Below are 14583 nucleotides of genomic sequence, written 5' to 3'. Positions count from 1 at the left end.
TTACTCCTGGGTCGCCGGCTTGCCAGCGGAAGCCTTGGCTTCCTCGGCAGACAGGTGGCGACGGTCAAGGTAAGCCTGCACGGCAGCCAGGCTCGCGGCCAGGTCCGGCGTGACCACCGAGACGGCCTTGGGCTCAAGCTCGGCAATACGGGCCAGCATGGCTTTGCTTTGCGGGTTGTCTTGATTGAAGTTGTCCTGCAACACGCTGCGAGCCTCGCCCAGGGATCGGCTGTACACCGCCGGCTCGCCGTTGAGCGCCGCCCATTGCGCCTGCTCAAGTGCAAGGCTCAGGGCCAGGCGCACCTGGTTCAGGCCTTGCCCTGCCAGGAGCGGGCGAATGTTGTCATCAGGATTGAAGTCGATGCGGAAATACCGCGAGATCTGCGCCCACCACTGACTCCAACGGCTGTCCGTGTCGGTGGTCGGACGCCCATCATTGGCCGCTTCAGGGAGTTGGTATTCCGGCGCGATGGCCGCCAACTGCACGACCTGATCGCGCAATGCCGCCAGTTGCAGGTACAGCCCGGTACGGTCGGGCTGTTCGATATTGCGCAACGCGGCGAGGCTCTTGGCCAACTGCTCACGGGCGGCGTAGGAGCCAGGGTCACTTTGTTCGCGGAGGATTTCGTCAGCGCCCTGGACCAGTGCCTGGGCACTGTTGATGTCCTGCAAGGCGGAAAGACGCAGGCTGGCCAGGCGGATCAAGTGCTCGGCCTCGGCCAGGCGCCAGTCCTGGCGGCTGGCCCCCAGCACCGTTTCCAGGCGCTGGCTCAGACGTTGTTGATCACCCTGCAATTGCGCCACCAGCCGGCGACGCTCTTCCAGCTCATCGGCGCCGGGCAGTTGCCCCAGACGGGCCGACAGCTGCTGCTGGCTCTGCTTGAGGCTCTGGGATTGGTCGTCCAGGGTTTGCACTTGGCCCAGCTGTTGCTGGCTGCTCGCCTGCAGTGCGCGGACCTGCCAGATCCCCCAGCCACCGGCGGCAACGCCGGCGGCGCCGAGCAACAAGGCCACGATGGCCAGGCCGTTGCCACGGCGCGGGGCGGTGGTGACCGGTGTCTCAACAGGCGCATCAAGCGCGGGCTGAGCTTCATCTTTAGGCAAGGCTGTTTCGCTCACGTATCCATCCTTTGCGTATTAGAGAGTGGGAACGGAAACACTCCGTAACGCCACTAACAAAGCCGCGGCACTGGCGCCACGACAATCCACAACTTCTTTCGCGCCAGCGGCACGCGCCATCTCGGCGACTCGCGGGCTGGGCACGAACAACGGCAGCTGTGCCACCTGGGGCCAATCTGTACCGGCCAGCGCTTGCAGGTGTAAAAAACCCTGCCCACTGCTGACCACCACGCCGTTCAAGCGTTCCACGTTTATGCGCTGGGTCAGCGTTGCACGGTCGTAGTCCGGCAGGAAACGGCGATACAACTCCAGATAGTCGACACTAGCACCTTGCTCGCGTAAACGCTCAGCCAGCAGCTCTCGCCCGCCCTCGCCCCGCAGGATCAGCACCCGGGCGCCGGGCTTCGAGATAGCCTCGCGCAAGGCGACCAGTTCAAGCAAGGCTTCACTGTCGTCGCCGTCGTGGGGATAACTGACATCAAGGCCATGCTCGGCCAACACCTGCGCCGTAGCAGCGCCGACACTGAACCACGGTAACGCCGGCGGTTGCGGCCAGTGTTGAGCCAACAACTGCAAGCCCAGGCGCGCGGCCGGCTTGCTCACCACGATCACCGCGCAATAGCGGTCCAGCTCGCGAAAAACAGTCTGTTGTTCAGGCGTGACAGGCAGCGCTTCAACCTCCAGCAACGGCAGGCTGCTGCTGAAAACACCTTCTTCGGATAACGTCGCCGCCAGGGCCGCCGACTCCTCGGCAGGCCGCGTCAGCAGCACACGCCATTGCATCACTGCGGCCCGGCCTCGCCGTACACCGCTTGCAGAATGGCACCGGCGCCTTTTTCCAGCAGTTCCTCGGCGACCTTGATACCCAGGCTGGTGGCCTCGCTTTGCGGCCCGCGAATCTCTGCGGTGAGCAACAACCCACCACTCGGGTCGCCCACCAGGCCACGCAGCCAGAGGTTCTCGCCCTCAAGCACGGCGTAACAGGCGATCGGTACCTGGCAGCCACCATTGAGGTGCTTGTTCAGGGCACGTTCGGCGGTGACGCGAATTTCGGTGTCCTGGTGATCCAGCGGCTTGAGCAGCGCATGAATTTCGCTGTCGGCGGTGCGGCATTCAATGCCCACAGCGCCCTGCCCGCCGGCCGGCAAGCTGTCTTCGACGCTGATGGCCGAGGTGATGCGGTCTTCAAAGCCCAAGCGGATCAAGCCGGCTGCCGCGAGAATGATCGCGTCATATTCACCGGCGTCGAGCTTGGCCAGGCGAGTATTGACGTTGCCCCGCAGGAAGCGGATTTGCAGGTCCGGGCGGCGGGTCAGCAACTGCGCCTGGCGACGCAGGCTGGAGGTGCCGACGACGCTGCCCAGCGGCAGCTCATCCAGGGAGGCGTAGGTATTGGAAACGAAGGCATCGCGGGGGTCTTCGCGCTCGCAGATGCAAAAAAGGCCCAGGCCTTCGGGGAAGTCCATGGGCACATCTTTCATAGAATGCACGGCGATGTCGGCTTCGTTCTCCAGCAGCGCGGTTTCCAGTTCCTTGACGAACAGGCCCTTGCCGCCGATTTTCGACAATGGCGAATCAAGCAGCTTGTCGCCGCGACTGACCATGGGCACCAGGGACACCTTCAGGCCAGGATGAGCCTGCTCAAGGCGTGCTTTGACGTATTCGGCCTGCCATAAGGCCAGGGCGCTTTTACGGGTGGCGATGCGGATTTCGCGAGAGGACATGGATCAATCCGTACTGAATAGATACGGCAGATAATAACAGCTCAGGCAAATGCGCTTTGATTTGAATCAGCAAGTGCGGGGCCTCCCTGGCCGCGTCGCACCGGGATATGGGCGGTGAAGCTCGCGTCAGCCCTCGGGCTAAAGCTGCTGCATCATCTTGCGCACACCGGCGACATGGCGCCGGCTGACGATCAGGGCGTCGCCATTGAGGCCCTTCAGGAACAGCTGAAAGTGCCCAAGCGGCGTGCGCTGCAGACGCTCGATTCGCTCGCGGGCCACCAGCGCATTGCGGTGGATGCGCACAAAGCGGTCGCCAAATTCATCTTCCAACGCCTTGAGTGGCTCATCGAGCAGCACTTCACCGGCCTCGTGACGCAAGGTCACGTACTTGTGATCGGCGATGAAGTAGACCACCTGGTCCAGGGGAATCAACTCGATGCCCTTGCGGGTACGGGCGCTGATATGGCTGCGTGGCCCGTTGCCGCCCTGGGCTGCGGGCTGGGTCAAGGCTGCCAGTTGGACACGATTGGGACGCTCGGCCTTTTTCAAGGCGCGAAGCAACGCATCGGCATTGATCGGCTTGACCAGGAAACTGGCGCCGCTGGCATCCAGGGCCTCGGAAGAGAACTCATCCTGGGAGGCGCACAGCACCACCGAAGGCGGCGATTCTCGCTCGCTCAGGCGGGCAGCCACCTGCAAGCCATCAAGGCCCGGCATGCGGATGTCGAGCAACACGACGTCCGGCTTGAGGCTGTCAATAAGGGCCAAGGCTTCCTCGCCACTGGTGGCGCTCGGCTCAAGGACATTGTAACCCTCGAGTTCACTGACCAAACGGCTCAGTCGCTCGCGGGCTTGGGGTTCGTCATCAACGATCAGGACATTCATATTGCGCTGGATTCCTGCGTGAGTCTCGCACAAGGATAGCGTAGACAGGTGCGGTGACTTCCGTCACGGCGATCCACGCTAAGACTAGCGCGAGCGGCAAAAAGTGCCCCGAGAGTGGCACCAATATTTACCCGGACCTGTTCAATCGCGCCCAAAGCCTGCTGCCTTCGGGCATCGTCGTAGGGTTTGCTGATACACAATACGAACACCCCCTCTCTAATGGATAGCCTGGAGTTCGACCTCATCGCCCGGCATTGGTGCAGTACACCTTCCGTCAGCGCGAAGCTCTATCAGTGCAACTGTAGACGCTGGCGAAGACGATATTGCTCAATCGTCAAATATCGTTTCAATAAACACGCTTTGTTTGACCAAGGACCGCAAGTTTCCCCCCCGATCGGTCCTGGCTCCAGTCTCGTCCTGCGCGAGTCCGGGGGCAAGGCACTTAGCCATCTTGGAAACAAATAAAAATGCCCCGCCCCGCCATCGTCGCCTCCGGGGGCAACCCTGTTATTATCGGCGCCACACTTTCATGCCCTCTTTCCAGCAGATCACGAGCGAATCCATGAGCACCGACAAGACCAACCAGTCCTGGGGCGGCCGCTTCAGTGAACCCGTCGACGCCTTCGTCGCGCGCTTCACCGCCTCCGTCACTTTCGACCAGCGCCTCTACCGCCACGACATCATGGGCTCGATCGCCCACGCCACGATGCTGGCCAAGGTCGGCGTGCTGACCGACGCCGAGCGCGACAGCATCATCGACGGCCTGACCACCATCCGTGGCGAGATCGAAGCCGGCACCTTCGACTGGCGCGTCGACCTGGAAGACGTGCACATGAACATCGAGGCCCGCCTCACCGACCGCATCGGTGTGACCGGCAAGAAACTGCACACCGGTCGCAGCCGTAACGACCAGGTGGCTACCGATATCCGCCTGTGGCTGCGGGACGAGATCGACCTGATCCTGGCAGAAATCACCCGCCTGCAAAAAGGCCTGCTGGAGCAGGCAGAGCGTGAATCCGGCACCATCATGCCCGGCTTCACCCACCTGCAGACCGCACAGCCTGTGACCTTCGGCCACCATCTGCTGGCCTGGTTCGAAATGCTCAGCCGCGACTACGAGCGCCTGGTGGACTGCCGCAAGCGCGCCAACCGCATGCCTCTGGGCAGCGCTGCACTGGCTGGCACCACCTACCCGATCGACCGCGAATACACCGCGCAGCTGCTGGGTTTCGACGCCGTGGGCGGCAACTCCCTGGACGGCGTGTCGGACCGTGACTTCGCCATCGAATTCTGCGCCGCGGCCAGCATTGCGATGATGCACTTGTCGCGCTTCTCCGAAGAGCTGGTGCTGTGGACCAGCGCGCAATTCCAGTTCATTGACCTGCCGGACCGCTTCTGCACCGGCAGCTCGATCATGCCGCAAAAGAAAAACCCCGACGTGCCGGAGCTGGTACGCGGCAAGAGCGGCCGTGTATTCGGTGCGCTGATGGGCCTGTTGACCCTGATGAAAGGCCAACCGCTGGCCTACAACAAGGACAACCAGGAAGACAAGGAACCGCTGTTCGACGCCGCCGATACCCTGCGCGACTCGTTGCGTGCCTTTGCCGACATGATCCCGGCGATCAAGCCCAAGCACGCCATCATGCGTGAAGCGGCCCTGCGCGGTTTCTCCACCGCCACAGACCTGGCGGACTACCTGGTACGCCGTGGCCTGCCGTTCCGCGACTGCCACGAGATCGTCGGGCATGCCGTGAAGTACGGAGTGGACACCGGCAAGGACCTGGCGGAAATGAGCCTGGAAGAACTGCGCCAGTTCAGCGACCAGATCGAGCAGGACGTGTTTGCGGTGCTGACCCTGGAAGGCTCGGTGAATGCCCGTAACCATGTCGGCGGGACTGCGCCGGCGCAGGTGAAGGCTGCCGTGGTTCGCGGCCAGGCATTGCTCGCCAGCCGCTAAAAGCTTCGCGAGCAAGCCCGCTCCCACATTCGACTGCATTCCAAAGGTGGAACTCGGTCAAATGTGGGAGCGGGCTTGCTCGCGAAAGCCTCATCACAAACACCCAAGATCTATTTCTTGGCAGCAATCATCGCCATAAACGCCGGCATCGCCGCTTCCTTGTCCGCCGCCACCCGCTGGGCATTCGGCAGCGCCTGCAAGCGCTCCAGCAACGCCTTGGCCTTCGGCAACTCAGCTAACAGATCCAGCCCGAACAGCTTCCCGGCCACGGCATAGGCCAGGTCCACGCTGTACACAAAATACAAATCCGCAATCGTGAAGCTGTCTCCTGCCACATACGGCGCAAACTTCCCGTGCCGCCCCAGCGATGCGATCCCCAGCAATAACTCCGCCCTGGACTTTTCCTTGATCGCCTCCGGCACCGGCATTCCGAAAAACGCCTCGGCAAAACACGCCCGGGCCGGCAACTCGATGTACAGCTCGATTTCCCTGCACAACGCCAGCACCTGGGCGCGCTGGAACGGCTCGCTCGGCAGCAGCGATCGTCCGCCCTGGGTCTGTTCGAGGTATTCGAGGATCACGCTGGTTTCGTTGATAAACCCTTGCTCGACACCCAGCACCGGCACCTTGCCCCGGGGGCTCACGGCCAAGGCTTCAGGGGTCTGGCCTGCGTAGAACGGCACCTCTTCGAAGGGCAGCCCTTTCTCCAGCAGCGCCAGTTTGACCATGTTGTAGTAGTTGCTGACCGAAAATCCATAAAGCTTGAGCATCACAAAGCCTCCAGGCCGTGTACGGGGTTGGCAGCAGTGGTTATAGATCGGGAGGCCGCGCCTGGCCAGCAGCATCAGCCGAGTGAATGGGGGTAGACTGGCGCCCTTTCCTCCAGGAGCCTGCCATGAGCGAGCCAACCGATATCGACAACGACGAAGAAGAGTTCGCCGAGACCACCTTGATTGAAGCGATCGAAAACCAGATCGAAAGCGACAACCCGCCCGCCGCCAAGGCCACGTTCAACAAGCTGACCCTGGTGGGCTACGAGCGCGAAGACATCCTGCAAATGATGGCCCACGTCCTCGCCATCGAAATTGACGCGCTGCTCGAAGAGGATCGCGCCTTCAATACCGAATGGTATGAAACTGCGTTGCGTGCGCTGCCGGAGCTGCCGCCCGAGAAGCAATAAGCCTCACACCGCGCTGGCCAGCAAACTCTTGCTGGCCACAATCCTGCCCCACATCAACACCGCATGAGTTCCGACTGGACAGCTCGCCCAAGTGCGTTCACCTTATGGCTGCTAACGTCTAAAAATTCCTAGAAAGTCTGGAGTCCTTATGTCGTATACCCCTGAGTTGGTTGCCGAACTGGAAATCCTTGCACTCTTCAACCTGGGCAGCTCCCAGGAAGGTCTGAAAGTTCATCAGACTGCCGCTCCCACTGCCATTGCCGCCGCCCGGCGCCTGTTTGATAAAGACCTGATCGACCAGCCAGACGGTGGTTACCTCACCAGCCTCGGCCGGGACGCTGCCGAACACGCACAAAGCCTGCTGACTATTCTGACGACCGACAAAGAAGCCGCCTGACACCTCGTATCGCCCACGGGATCCTCTTTTCACGGATTCCGCGGGCACTCCCGCGCCCGGGATAAAATTCCGGCGTCAAAAACAAATTCCCTCTAAACCTCCTACGCTACTGGCTGTAAACTCCCACACGGCCGCCCACGTCGGGCCCTGCGAGCCACCGAGTTCGACATGACCCGCACCCACGAAATCCGCCCCGACCTGGACGAAGGCATCGACCGCAAGGTGCTGGCCCAGTTACGCGCGCGGTTTCTGGCCCTGAACGAAGGCCGCATGGCCCGGGCCGTCGAAGGACTGACACCACGCCAGCAAAGCGTATTGACCCTGCTGCCGCTGTTTTTCCACGTGAATCACCCGCTGTTGCCGGGCTATGTGTCGGGCAGCACGCCGGCCGGCCTGTCGAATTTTGAACCCGACGCGCAAGCCTTGGCCGAGGCCCAGCGCCTGACCCGCACGTTTTCCTACAAGCCCCGCCACGGCAACCCACCGCGGCCGATTCACGGCCTGTTCCTGATGGGCAGCCTGGGCACCCTGGCCCAGGCCGATCAAAGTGATATGGACGTGTGGGTCTGCCATGCGGCCGATCTCAGCGAGAACGAGCTGGCCGAGTTGCGCAAGAAATGCCAACTGCTCGAAACCTGGGCCCTGAGCATGGGCGCCGAGGCGCACTTCTTCCTGATCGAGCCGACGCGGTTTATCCAGGGCGAGCGCGACAGCCAACTGAGTTCAGAAGACTGCGGCACCAGCCAGCATTACCTGCTGCTGGACGAGTTCTACCGCACCGCCATTTGGCTGGCCGGGCGCACGCCGATCTGGTGGCTGGTGCCGGTGTACGAAGAAACCCGCTATGCCGACTTCACCCACGCGCTGATTTCCAAACGCTTTATTCGCGCCGATGAAACCCTCGACCTGGGCCACCTGGCGCACATCCCGCCGGGTGAATTTATCGGTGCCGGCTTGTGGCAGTTGTTCAAGGGCATCGAATCGCCCTACAAATCAGTACTGAAACTCCTGCTGACCGAGGTCTACGCCAGCGAGCACCCGAAGGTGCAGTGCCTGAGCCTGCGCTTCAAGCGCGCTGTGTTTGCCAATCAGCTGGACCTGGACGAGCTGGACCCGTACATCGTCGTCTACCGCCGGATCGAGGAGTACCTCAAGGCCCGTAATGAGCCGGAACGCCTGGAACTGGTGCGGCGCAGCCTGTACCTGAAGGTCAACCGCAAGCTCAGCGCGGGCCAGCGCACCGGGTGGCAGCGTTTGCTGCTGGAGCGCCTGGCCAGCGAATGGGGTTGGGACCAGCGCCAACTGGCCCTGCTGGACAGCCGCAGCCAATGGAAAGTCCGCCAGGTGGCCTCCGAACGCCGGGCGCTGGTCAACGAGCTGAACTACAGCTATCGCTTCCTGACCCAGTTTGCCCGCACCGAACAGACCGTCAGCCTGATCAACAAGCGCGACCTCAATGTGCTCGGCCGGCGCCTGTACGCCGCCTTCGAGCGCAAGGCCGGCAAGGTCGAGTTCATCAACCCCGGCATTGCGCCCGACCTTGCCGAAGACACCCTGACCCTGGTGCAGTCGCCCAACCGCAAAGAGCCCGGCCAGCATCATTGGGGCTTGTACAACGGCAGCCTGACCGCCCTGGAATGGGAGCACTTCGCGCCGATCAAGCGCAGCCGCGATTTGCTGGAAATGCTCACCTGGTGCCACCGCAACGGCGTGATCGACAGCAGTACCCGCCTGGCGCTGCATCCCGGCAGCAGTGACATGACCGAATTCGAGCTGTTCAACCTGCTGGGCAGCCTGCAACAAACTGTCGTCCTGCCCCTGGCCAGCGTCGATGAAGACCGCCTGCTGCGCTCGGCAGTGCCCGAGGAAGTGCTGCTGCTGATCAACGTCGGCGTCGACCCGCTCAAGCATCATCGCGACCTGAACATCCTGATGACCACCGAGCGCACCGACTCCCTGAGTTACGCGGGCGTACGGGAAAACCTGGTGCTGACCCTGGACCAAGTCACGCTCAACAGTTGGAACGAGGTGATGGTCAGCCGCTATGACGGCCCCCACGCGCTGCTCGACTGCCTGCGCGACTACCTCAATCAGCTACCGCCCAATCACTTGCCGCGCTTGCGGGTGCGCTGTTTCTGCCACAACCGCGCGCAGTTCATTGCCCAGCGCGTGGAGGAAATCTTCGACACCGCGCAAAACCTACTGCTGGGCCAGGAAAACCACCGCTACCTGGTGCAGGTGCAGCAGCACTACCACGTGATGGAACTGACACCCGGCCAGGCCAACCATGTGTCACTGGCGACCCAGGACGCGCTGATCGCCTACCTCAGTGAGGAACTGGCCAGCTACAGCCCGCTGCACCTGGACACCATGGCCCTGGAAGACCACGACCTGGCGCTGCTGCTGCCCATGGGCCTGCCCGACTGTGTGCAGGTGTTCTACCGGATCAACGACGGAGTTGCCGAGCTGTACGTGCTGGATGAGTTCAACGCGCTCTGGCAGCAACACCTGCCGTTCCACGACGAGCAAAGCCTGTTGGTGCCGTTGCAGCGCTTCCTGCAGTCGATCATTTATCGCCGCGACGCGCTGCTGCCGCTGGACCCGCAACAGCCCTTCGGCGCGGTGCAAATCCTGTATTACCAGCTGTTGCCGTCAGGCAGCGGCCGTGCACGGCGGGCCGAACCGCGCCCAGCGCCGCAAACCCCGGCCAATAAGCCGTTCTACGACGTGCAGGCGATTATCGGCAAGGCAGCACCGGGCCAGGTGGGGATCACCTTGTACTGCAATCAACGAGAGTTTTCCGAGCTGGAATTTGGCGACCAACTGTTTGCGGTGGTCGCCCAGCAAATCGTCGGGCAACGCCGGGAAGCCGAGCGTTACCGCTGCTACATCACCGATCTGGACCTGTCCGGCCTGCTCGGTGATGTTCAAAGCCCGAGCAATCTGTACCTGCGCTACAAGGCTGATCTGGAACTGGCGCTCAATGAAGCGCTGAACCAGGTTTAGAGAGGAAAGGCGCCACCGTCTTTCGGCTGGCCTTCGACGCCGAGCAATTCAAGCTTGAGGGTCTTGCCACCCGGTGCTGGCCAGTCGATATGCTGGCCGACTTGCAGGCCCAGCAATGCACTGCCCACCGGCGCCAGGATCGAGATTTTGCCTTCGTCGGCGTTCGCGTCCTTGGGGTAGACCAGGGTCAGGTGATAGTCCTTGCCACTGCCTTGTTCACGGCAATGCACGCTGGAGTTCATGGTCACGACAGATGCAGGCACTTCATCGTGGCCAACCACTTCTTCGGCGCGGTCGAGTTCGTGTTGCAGGGCTTCAACGCCCGGCGACGCCTCGCCGACACGGTCGATCAGTTGCTCAAGACGCTGCACGTCAAGACGGGTGAGGATGATGGAAGGTGCGGTCATGATTCAGGCAGACTCCTTTTTTCTGCACAAAAAAGCAAAACCCCGCCAGGAAAAGGCGGGGTTCTCACGGACCTCGATGAGTTGAGGTGTATCCGGACACTACCACAGCACAATAAATAAACAAGACGGCCTCAGGCGCAGGTCCTGCGCTGCTCGGCCTGGGCGACGATCACGCGGCGTCGCGCATCGTCGGCGGAGCGCCATTCGCGGATGTCTTCCACATGACGGAAGCAACCGAGGCAGACTTTGTGCTCATCCAGCCGACATAAACTGATACAAGGTGACGGCACCGCCGGGCTGACATTGCTGAACAGCGGCTTGGGCGGGCGTACGGGAACGGGCTGCGTCACGATCAGATCTCGTCGAAGTCCAGCTCGACGCCGGCTTGTTCCTGGGTGAGGCGCGCGAGCATTTCGCTCAGCAGCTCATCGGTGGTGTCGTGGGTCCAGCGTTTTTCTTCTTCATCGTAATCGAAGTGAAAACCACCGGAACGCGCCGCCAGCCATAGCTGACGCAGGGGCTCCTGGCGGCTGAAAATCAATTGGGTGCCATTTTCAAACTTGACGGTGAGCACACCGGCCGAGTTCTCCAGGTCCACATCCAGACCGCTGTCGTCGAAAATATCCTCCAGCGCTTGCTGGGTCGCATCCACCAGGTCGTGAAAACGCGCTTCGGTCAAACTCATTGTGGGAACCTCGAAAAGTGTCTGGTCTCGCTCAAGCGCCGCACAATACGGACGCGCCATCATGATTGCAAAGGATACCGATTTCATTACCCACAGCCGTGTGAATTATCCTCGATTGGTGTAAGCACAATCGCAACAAACTCGGCAAAGCCCCGCCGGACGGGTATTTCGGCGCATAGGCAATCCGGCGGGTGGTCGGTATACTCGGGCGCAATTAATGCATATTCAAGGATTTCGCCATGAAGCGCCTGATCTCTTCCCTTGCTGCGCTCGTCGCGGTCGCTTGCCTCGTTAGTGCCTGTGGTCAAAAAGGCCCGCTGTATCTGCCCGATGACAGCAAAGACCCGAATGAACAGGCGCAATCGTCGCAAACCAAAGCGCACAAGCACGACACCTACTAAGGGAACATCATGGACGCTTTTAACTACCGGGACGGCGAGCTGTTCGCGGAAGGTGTCGCGCTGTCCGCCATCGCCGAGCGCTTTGGTACCCCGACCTACGTGTACTCCCGTGCCCACATCGAAGCGCAATACCGCTCCTTTGCCGATGCGCTGGAAGGCACGCCGAGCCTGGTGTGCTTCGCCGTAAAAGCCAACTCCAACCTGGGTGTACTCAATGTCCTGGCGCGCCTGGGCGCCGGTTTCGACATCGTGTCCCGGGGCGAGCTTGAGCGTGTACTGGCCGCCGGCGGCAAGGCTGACAAAATTGTGTTCTCCGGTGTCGGCAAGAGCCGCGAAGACATGCGCCGCGCCCTGGAAGTTGGCGTGCACTGCTTCAACGTCGAATCCACCGACGAGCTGGAGCGCCTGCAAGTGGTGGCCGCCGAGATGGGCGTTCGCGCGCCGATCTCCCTGCGGGTCAACCCGGACGTCGACGCCGGCACTCACCCGTACATTTCCACCGGTCTCAAAGAGAATAAGTTCGGCATCGCCATTGCCGACGCCGAGGACGTGTACATCCGCGCCGCGCAGTTGCCGAACCTGGAAGTCTTGGGCGTCGACTGCCATATCGGCTCGCAACTGACCAGCCTGCCACCGTTCCTCGACGCCCTCGACCGCCTGCTGGCGCTGGTCGACCGCCTCGGCGAGTGCGGCATCTACCTGCACCACATCGACCTCGGTGGCGGCGTGGGTGTGCGTTATCGCGACGAAGAGCCGCCGCTGGTGTCCGACTACATCAAGGCCGTGCGCGAGCGCCTCGAAGGCCGCGACCTGACGCTGATGTTCGAGCCGGGCCGCTACATCGTCGCCAACGCCGGCCTGCTGCTGACCCAGGTCGAGTACCTCAAGCACACCGAGCACAAGGATTTCGCCATCGTCGACGCGGCGATGAACGACCTGATCCGTCCGGCGCTGTACCAGGCCTGGATGAATGTGACGGCCGTCAAGCCACGCGCAGGCGAAGGCCGCAGCTACGATATCGTCGGCCCGATCTGCGAGACCGGCGACTTCCTGGCCAAGGAACGTCAGCTGGCCCTGGAAGAAGGCGACCTGCTGGCCGTGCATTCGGCCGGTGCCTATGGGTTTGTCATGAGCTCCAACTACAACACCCGCGGGCGTACCGCCGAGGTGCTGGTGGACGGTGATCAAGCGTTTGAAGTGCGTCGCCGCGAGACGGTAGCCGAGTTGTTTGCTGGCGAAAGCCTGCTGCCGGAGTAAGGTCATGTTGCTGCGTTTTACCAAGATGCACGGGCTGGGCAATGACTTCATGGTCCTCGACCTGGTCAGCCAGCACGCGCACATCCTGCCCAAGCACGCCAAGCTGTGGGGCGACCGGCACACCGGTGTCGGCTTCGACCAATTGTTGCTGGTGGAAGCGCCGAGTAACCCGGAAGTGGATTTCCGTTACCGGATCTTCAACTCCGATGGCTCCGAAGTGGAACAGTGCGGCAATGGTGCCCGCTGTTTCGCCCGTTTTGTCCTGGACAAGCGCCTGACCGCCAAGCGGCAGATTCGCGTCGAGACCAAAAGCGGCATCATCGAGCTGGATATTCGCAGCGACGGCCAGATCGGCGTCAACATGGGCGCGCCACGGCTGGTGCCGGCGGACATTCCGTTCCAGGCCACCGAGCAAGCCCTGAGCTATGCGGTGGATGTGGACGGCAAGACCGTCAACCTGGCCGCCGTGTCCATGGGCAACCCCCATGCCGTGCTGCGGGTGGATGACATCAACAACGCGCCGGTGCATGAACTGGGGCCGAAGATCGAAAACCACCCGCGCTTTCCGGCGCGGGTCAATGTGGGCTTCCTGCAGGTCATCGACCGCTCCCGTGCGCAGTTGCGCGTCTGGGAACGCGGGGCCGGCGAAACCCAGGCTTGCGGTACCGGCGCCTGCGCCGCTGCCGTAGCCGCGATCAGCCAGGGGTGGATGGATTCGCCGCTGCTGATCGACCTGCCCGGTGGACGCCTGTCCATCGAATGGGCAGGCCCCGGCCAACCGGTGAAAATGACCGGCCCGGCCACCCGCGTCTACGAAGGACAGGTCCGTCTATGAGTGAGCAAATCTAATGACTGATAAGCCTCAAGTACCCGCGCAAGCATCCCCAAGCGAAAGTCTGGAGGCCGCAGCCGTTGCGGCGTATCTGGAGGCTAACCCGGACTTCTTCGTCGAGCACGAAGAACTGCTGCCGGCCCTGCGTATTCCCCACCAGCGCGGCGATACCGTGTCGCTGGTGGAGCGGCAGATGAAGATCCTGCGCGAGCGCAATATCGAAATGCGCCATCGGCTCTCGCAGCTGATGGATGTGGCCCGCGACAACGACCGCCTGTTCGACAAGACTCGCCGCCTGGTCCTGACCCTGATGGACGCCGCCAGCCTGGAAGAAGCGGTGATCGCCGTCGAAGACAGCCTGCGCCAGGATTTCCAGGTGCCCTTTGTCAGCCTGATCCTGTTCAGCGACAACCCGATGCCGGTGGGTCGCTGGGTCAGCGGCAGCGATGCCCAGACCGCGATTGGCGGCCTGCTGTCCGAAGGCAAGACCATCAGCGGCACCTTGCGCGAGCATGAGCTGGACTTCCTGTTTGGCGCCGAGCAGCGCCAGCAGATCGGCTCCACCGCCGTGGTTGCCCTCAGTCATCAAGGTTTGCATGGCGTGCTGGCCATCGCCAGCCGTGATCCGCAGCATTACAAAAGCTCGGTGGGCACGCTGTTCCTGAGCTACATCGCCGAAGTGCTGGGCCGCGTCCTGCCACGCTTCACCAGCGCATTGCGCGCGGTGCGCTAG

16 protein-coding genes are annotated in these 14583 nt (G+C 62.1%); 8 read left to right on the top strand and 8 right to left on the bottom strand.

The genetic code is table 11. The annotated features are described in order from the left end of the window. The 4 genes from HX817_RS21320 to HX817_RS21305 all read right to left on the bottom strand — a co-directional run bounded on the left by HX817_RS21320 (position 1) and on the right by HX817_RS21305 (position 3728). Positions 1-1119, bottom strand: coding sequence for a uroporphyrinogen-III C-methyltransferase (locus HX817_RS21320; protein WP_003208826.1), 1119 nt, complete (start codon positions 1117-1119; stop codon positions 1-3). Between the two features lie 18 nt (positions 1120-1137). Continuing rightward, the gene (locus HX817_RS21315) at positions 1138-1905 is read right to left on the bottom strand and encodes a uroporphyrinogen-III synthase (protein ID WP_177041092.1); all 768 of its coding nucleotides are present in this window, start codon (positions 1903-1905) and stop codon (positions 1138-1140) included. Further along, on the bottom strand, positions 1902-2843 hold the full coding sequence (hemC, locus tag HX817_RS21310; RefSeq protein ID WP_008439333.1) for a hydroxymethylbilane synthase: 942 nt from the start codon (positions 2841-2843) through the stop codon (positions 1902-1904). Before hemC ends, HX817_RS21315 begins: the two co-directional genes overlap by 4 nt. A 138-nt stretch (positions 2844-2981) precedes the next feature. After that, a complete protein-coding gene (locus HX817_RS21305; protein ID WP_003208820.1) occupies positions 2982-3728 on the bottom strand; it encodes a LytTR family DNA-binding domain-containing protein in 747 nt (248 codons plus the stop codon). A 562-nt stretch (positions 3729-4290) separates the two neighbouring features. Between HX817_RS21305 and argH the strand changes: the two genes are divergently transcribed. Then, on the top strand, positions 4291-5685 hold the full coding sequence (gene argH, locus HX817_RS21300; RefSeq protein WP_008439335.1) for an argininosuccinate lyase: 1395 nt from the start codon (positions 4291-4293) through the stop codon (positions 5683-5685). A gap of 110 nt (positions 5686-5795) precedes the next feature. Here argH and HX817_RS21295 read toward each other — a convergent pair whose 3' ends face one another. After that, a complete protein-coding gene (locus HX817_RS21295) occupies positions 5796-6455 on the bottom strand; it encodes a glutathione S-transferase family protein (RefSeq protein WP_177041090.1) in 660 nt (219 codons plus the stop codon). 125 nt (positions 6456-6580) lie between these two features. On the opposite strand from HX817_RS21295, the gene HX817_RS21290 reads away from it, so the two are divergent. The 3 genes from HX817_RS21290 to HX817_RS21280 all read left to right on the top strand — a co-directional run bounded on the left by HX817_RS21290 (position 6581) and on the right by HX817_RS21280 (position 10268). Further along, positions 6581-6865 carry a hypothetical protein gene (locus tag HX817_RS21290; RefSeq protein ID WP_003208814.1) on the top strand — a complete coding sequence of 95 codons (285 nt, stop codon included), beginning with the start codon at positions 6581-6583 and terminating at the stop codon, positions 6863-6865. Positions 6866-7013: 148 nt separating this feature from the next. Next, positions 7014-7262: a TIGR02647 family protein gene (locus HX817_RS21285; RefSeq protein WP_177041088.1), complete on the top strand. Its 249-nt coding sequence runs from the start codon at positions 7014-7016 to the stop codon at positions 7260-7262. 168 nt (positions 7263-7430) lie between these two features. Next, positions 7431-10268 carry a class I adenylate cyclase gene (locus HX817_RS21280; protein ID WP_102370150.1) on the top strand — a complete coding sequence of 946 codons (2838 nt, stop codon included), beginning with the start codon at positions 7431-7433 and terminating at the stop codon, positions 10266-10268. On the opposite strand, the gene rnk is transcribed toward HX817_RS21280, so the two are convergent. From rnk to cyaY, 3 genes are all read right to left on the bottom strand, one after another. Further along, positions 10265-10675: a nucleoside diphosphate kinase regulator gene (gene rnk / locus HX817_RS21275; protein WP_003208808.1), complete on the bottom strand. Its 411-nt coding sequence runs from the start codon at positions 10673-10675 to the stop codon at positions 10265-10267. The two genes, HX817_RS21280 and rnk, sit on opposite strands and share 4 nt — an antisense overlap. A gap of 131 nt (positions 10676-10806) precedes the next feature. Then, positions 10807-11025, bottom strand: coding sequence for a DUF1289 domain-containing protein (locus tag HX817_RS21270; protein ID WP_003208805.1), 219 nt, complete (start codon positions 11023-11025; stop codon positions 10807-10809). 2 nt (positions 11026-11027) lie between these two features. After that, the gene (gene cyaY, locus HX817_RS21265; protein WP_003208803.1) at positions 11028-11360 is read right to left on the bottom strand and encodes an iron donor protein CyaY; all 333 of its coding nucleotides are present in this window, start codon (positions 11358-11360) and stop codon (positions 11028-11030) included. Between the two features lie 239 nt (positions 11361-11599). Here cyaY and HX817_RS21260 point away from each other — a divergent pair, with 239 nt between their 5' ends. From HX817_RS21260 to HX817_RS21245, 4 genes are read left to right on the top strand one after another with little or no spacing between them, the layout of a single operon-like run. Further along, positions 11600-11761, top strand: a complete 162-nt coding sequence (locus HX817_RS21260; protein WP_003208801.1) for a lipoprotein — start codon at positions 11600-11602, stop codon at positions 11759-11761. A 9-nt stretch (positions 11762-11770) separates the two neighbouring features. Further along, positions 11771-13018: a diaminopimelate decarboxylase gene (gene lysA, locus HX817_RS21255; RefSeq protein ID WP_008439346.1), complete on the top strand. Its 1248-nt coding sequence runs from the start codon at positions 11771-11773 to the stop codon at positions 13016-13018. A 4-nt stretch (positions 13019-13022) separates the two neighbouring features. Further along, entirely contained in the window at positions 13023-13853 is an 831-nt protein-coding gene (gene dapF / locus HX817_RS21250) for a diaminopimelate epimerase (protein ID WP_177041086.1), read from the top strand. A 13-nt stretch (positions 13854-13866) separates the two neighbouring features. Continuing rightward, the gene (locus HX817_RS21245) at positions 13867-14583 is read left to right on the top strand and encodes a DUF484 family protein (protein ID WP_003208796.1); all 717 of its coding nucleotides are present in this window, start codon (positions 13867-13869) and stop codon (positions 14581-14583) included.

The sequence above is a fragment of the Pseudomonas sp. C6002 genome (assembly GCF_013385805.1).
Classification (GTDB): Bacteria; Pseudomonadota; Gammaproteobacteria; order Pseudomonadales; family Pseudomonadaceae; genus Aquipseudomonas.
Note: the sequence above shows the minus strand (reverse complement) of the source record. Positions and strands in the feature narration are given on the sequence as shown.

What these genes read in the sequence shown, in the direction of transcription:
- dapF (WP_177041086.1), top strand. Translation starts at nt 13,023, where the DNA reads ATGTTGCTGCGTTTTACCAAGATGCACGGGCTGGGCAATGACTTCATG.
- cyaY (WP_003208803.1), bottom strand. Translation starts at nt 11,360, where the DNA reads ATGAGTTTGACCGAAGCGCGTTTTCACGACCTGGTGGATGCGACCCAG.
- HX817_RS21260 (WP_003208801.1), top strand. Translation starts at nt 11,600, where the DNA reads ATGAAGCGCCTGATCTCTTCCCTTGCTGCGCTCGTCGCGGTCGCTTGC.
- HX817_RS21295 (WP_177041090.1), bottom strand. Translation starts at nt 6,455, where the DNA reads ATGCTCAAGCTTTATGGATTTTCGGTCAGCAACTACTACAACATGGTC.
- HX817_RS21290 (WP_003208814.1), top strand. Translation starts at nt 6,581, where the DNA reads ATGAGCGAGCCAACCGATATCGACAACGACGAAGAAGAGTTCGCCGAG.
- HX817_RS21245 (WP_003208796.1), top strand. Translation starts at nt 13,867, where the DNA reads ATGACTGATAAGCCTCAAGTACCCGCGCAAGCATCCCCAAGCGAAAGT.
- lysA (WP_008439346.1), top strand. Translation starts at nt 11,771, where the DNA reads ATGGACGCTTTTAACTACCGGGACGGCGAGCTGTTCGCGGAAGGTGTC.
- rnk (WP_003208808.1), bottom strand. Translation starts at nt 10,675, where the DNA reads ATGACCGCACCTTCCATCATCCTCACCCGTCTTGACGTGCAGCGTCTT.
- hemC (WP_008439333.1), bottom strand. Translation starts at nt 2,843, where the DNA reads ATGTCCTCTCGCGAAATCCGCATCGCCACCCGTAAAAGCGCCCTGGCC.
- HX817_RS21305 (WP_003208820.1), bottom strand. Translation starts at nt 3,728, where the DNA reads ATGAATGTCCTGATCGTTGATGACGAACCCCAAGCCCGCGAGCGACTG.
- HX817_RS21280 (WP_102370150.1), top strand. Translation starts at nt 7,431, where the DNA reads ATGACCCGCACCCACGAAATCCGCCCCGACCTGGACGAAGGCATCGAC.
- HX817_RS21285 (WP_177041088.1), top strand. Translation starts at nt 7,014, where the DNA reads ATGTCGTATACCCCTGAGTTGGTTGCCGAACTGGAAATCCTTGCACTC.
- argH (WP_008439335.1), top strand. Translation starts at nt 4,291, where the DNA reads ATGAGCACCGACAAGACCAACCAGTCCTGGGGCGGCCGCTTCAGTGAA.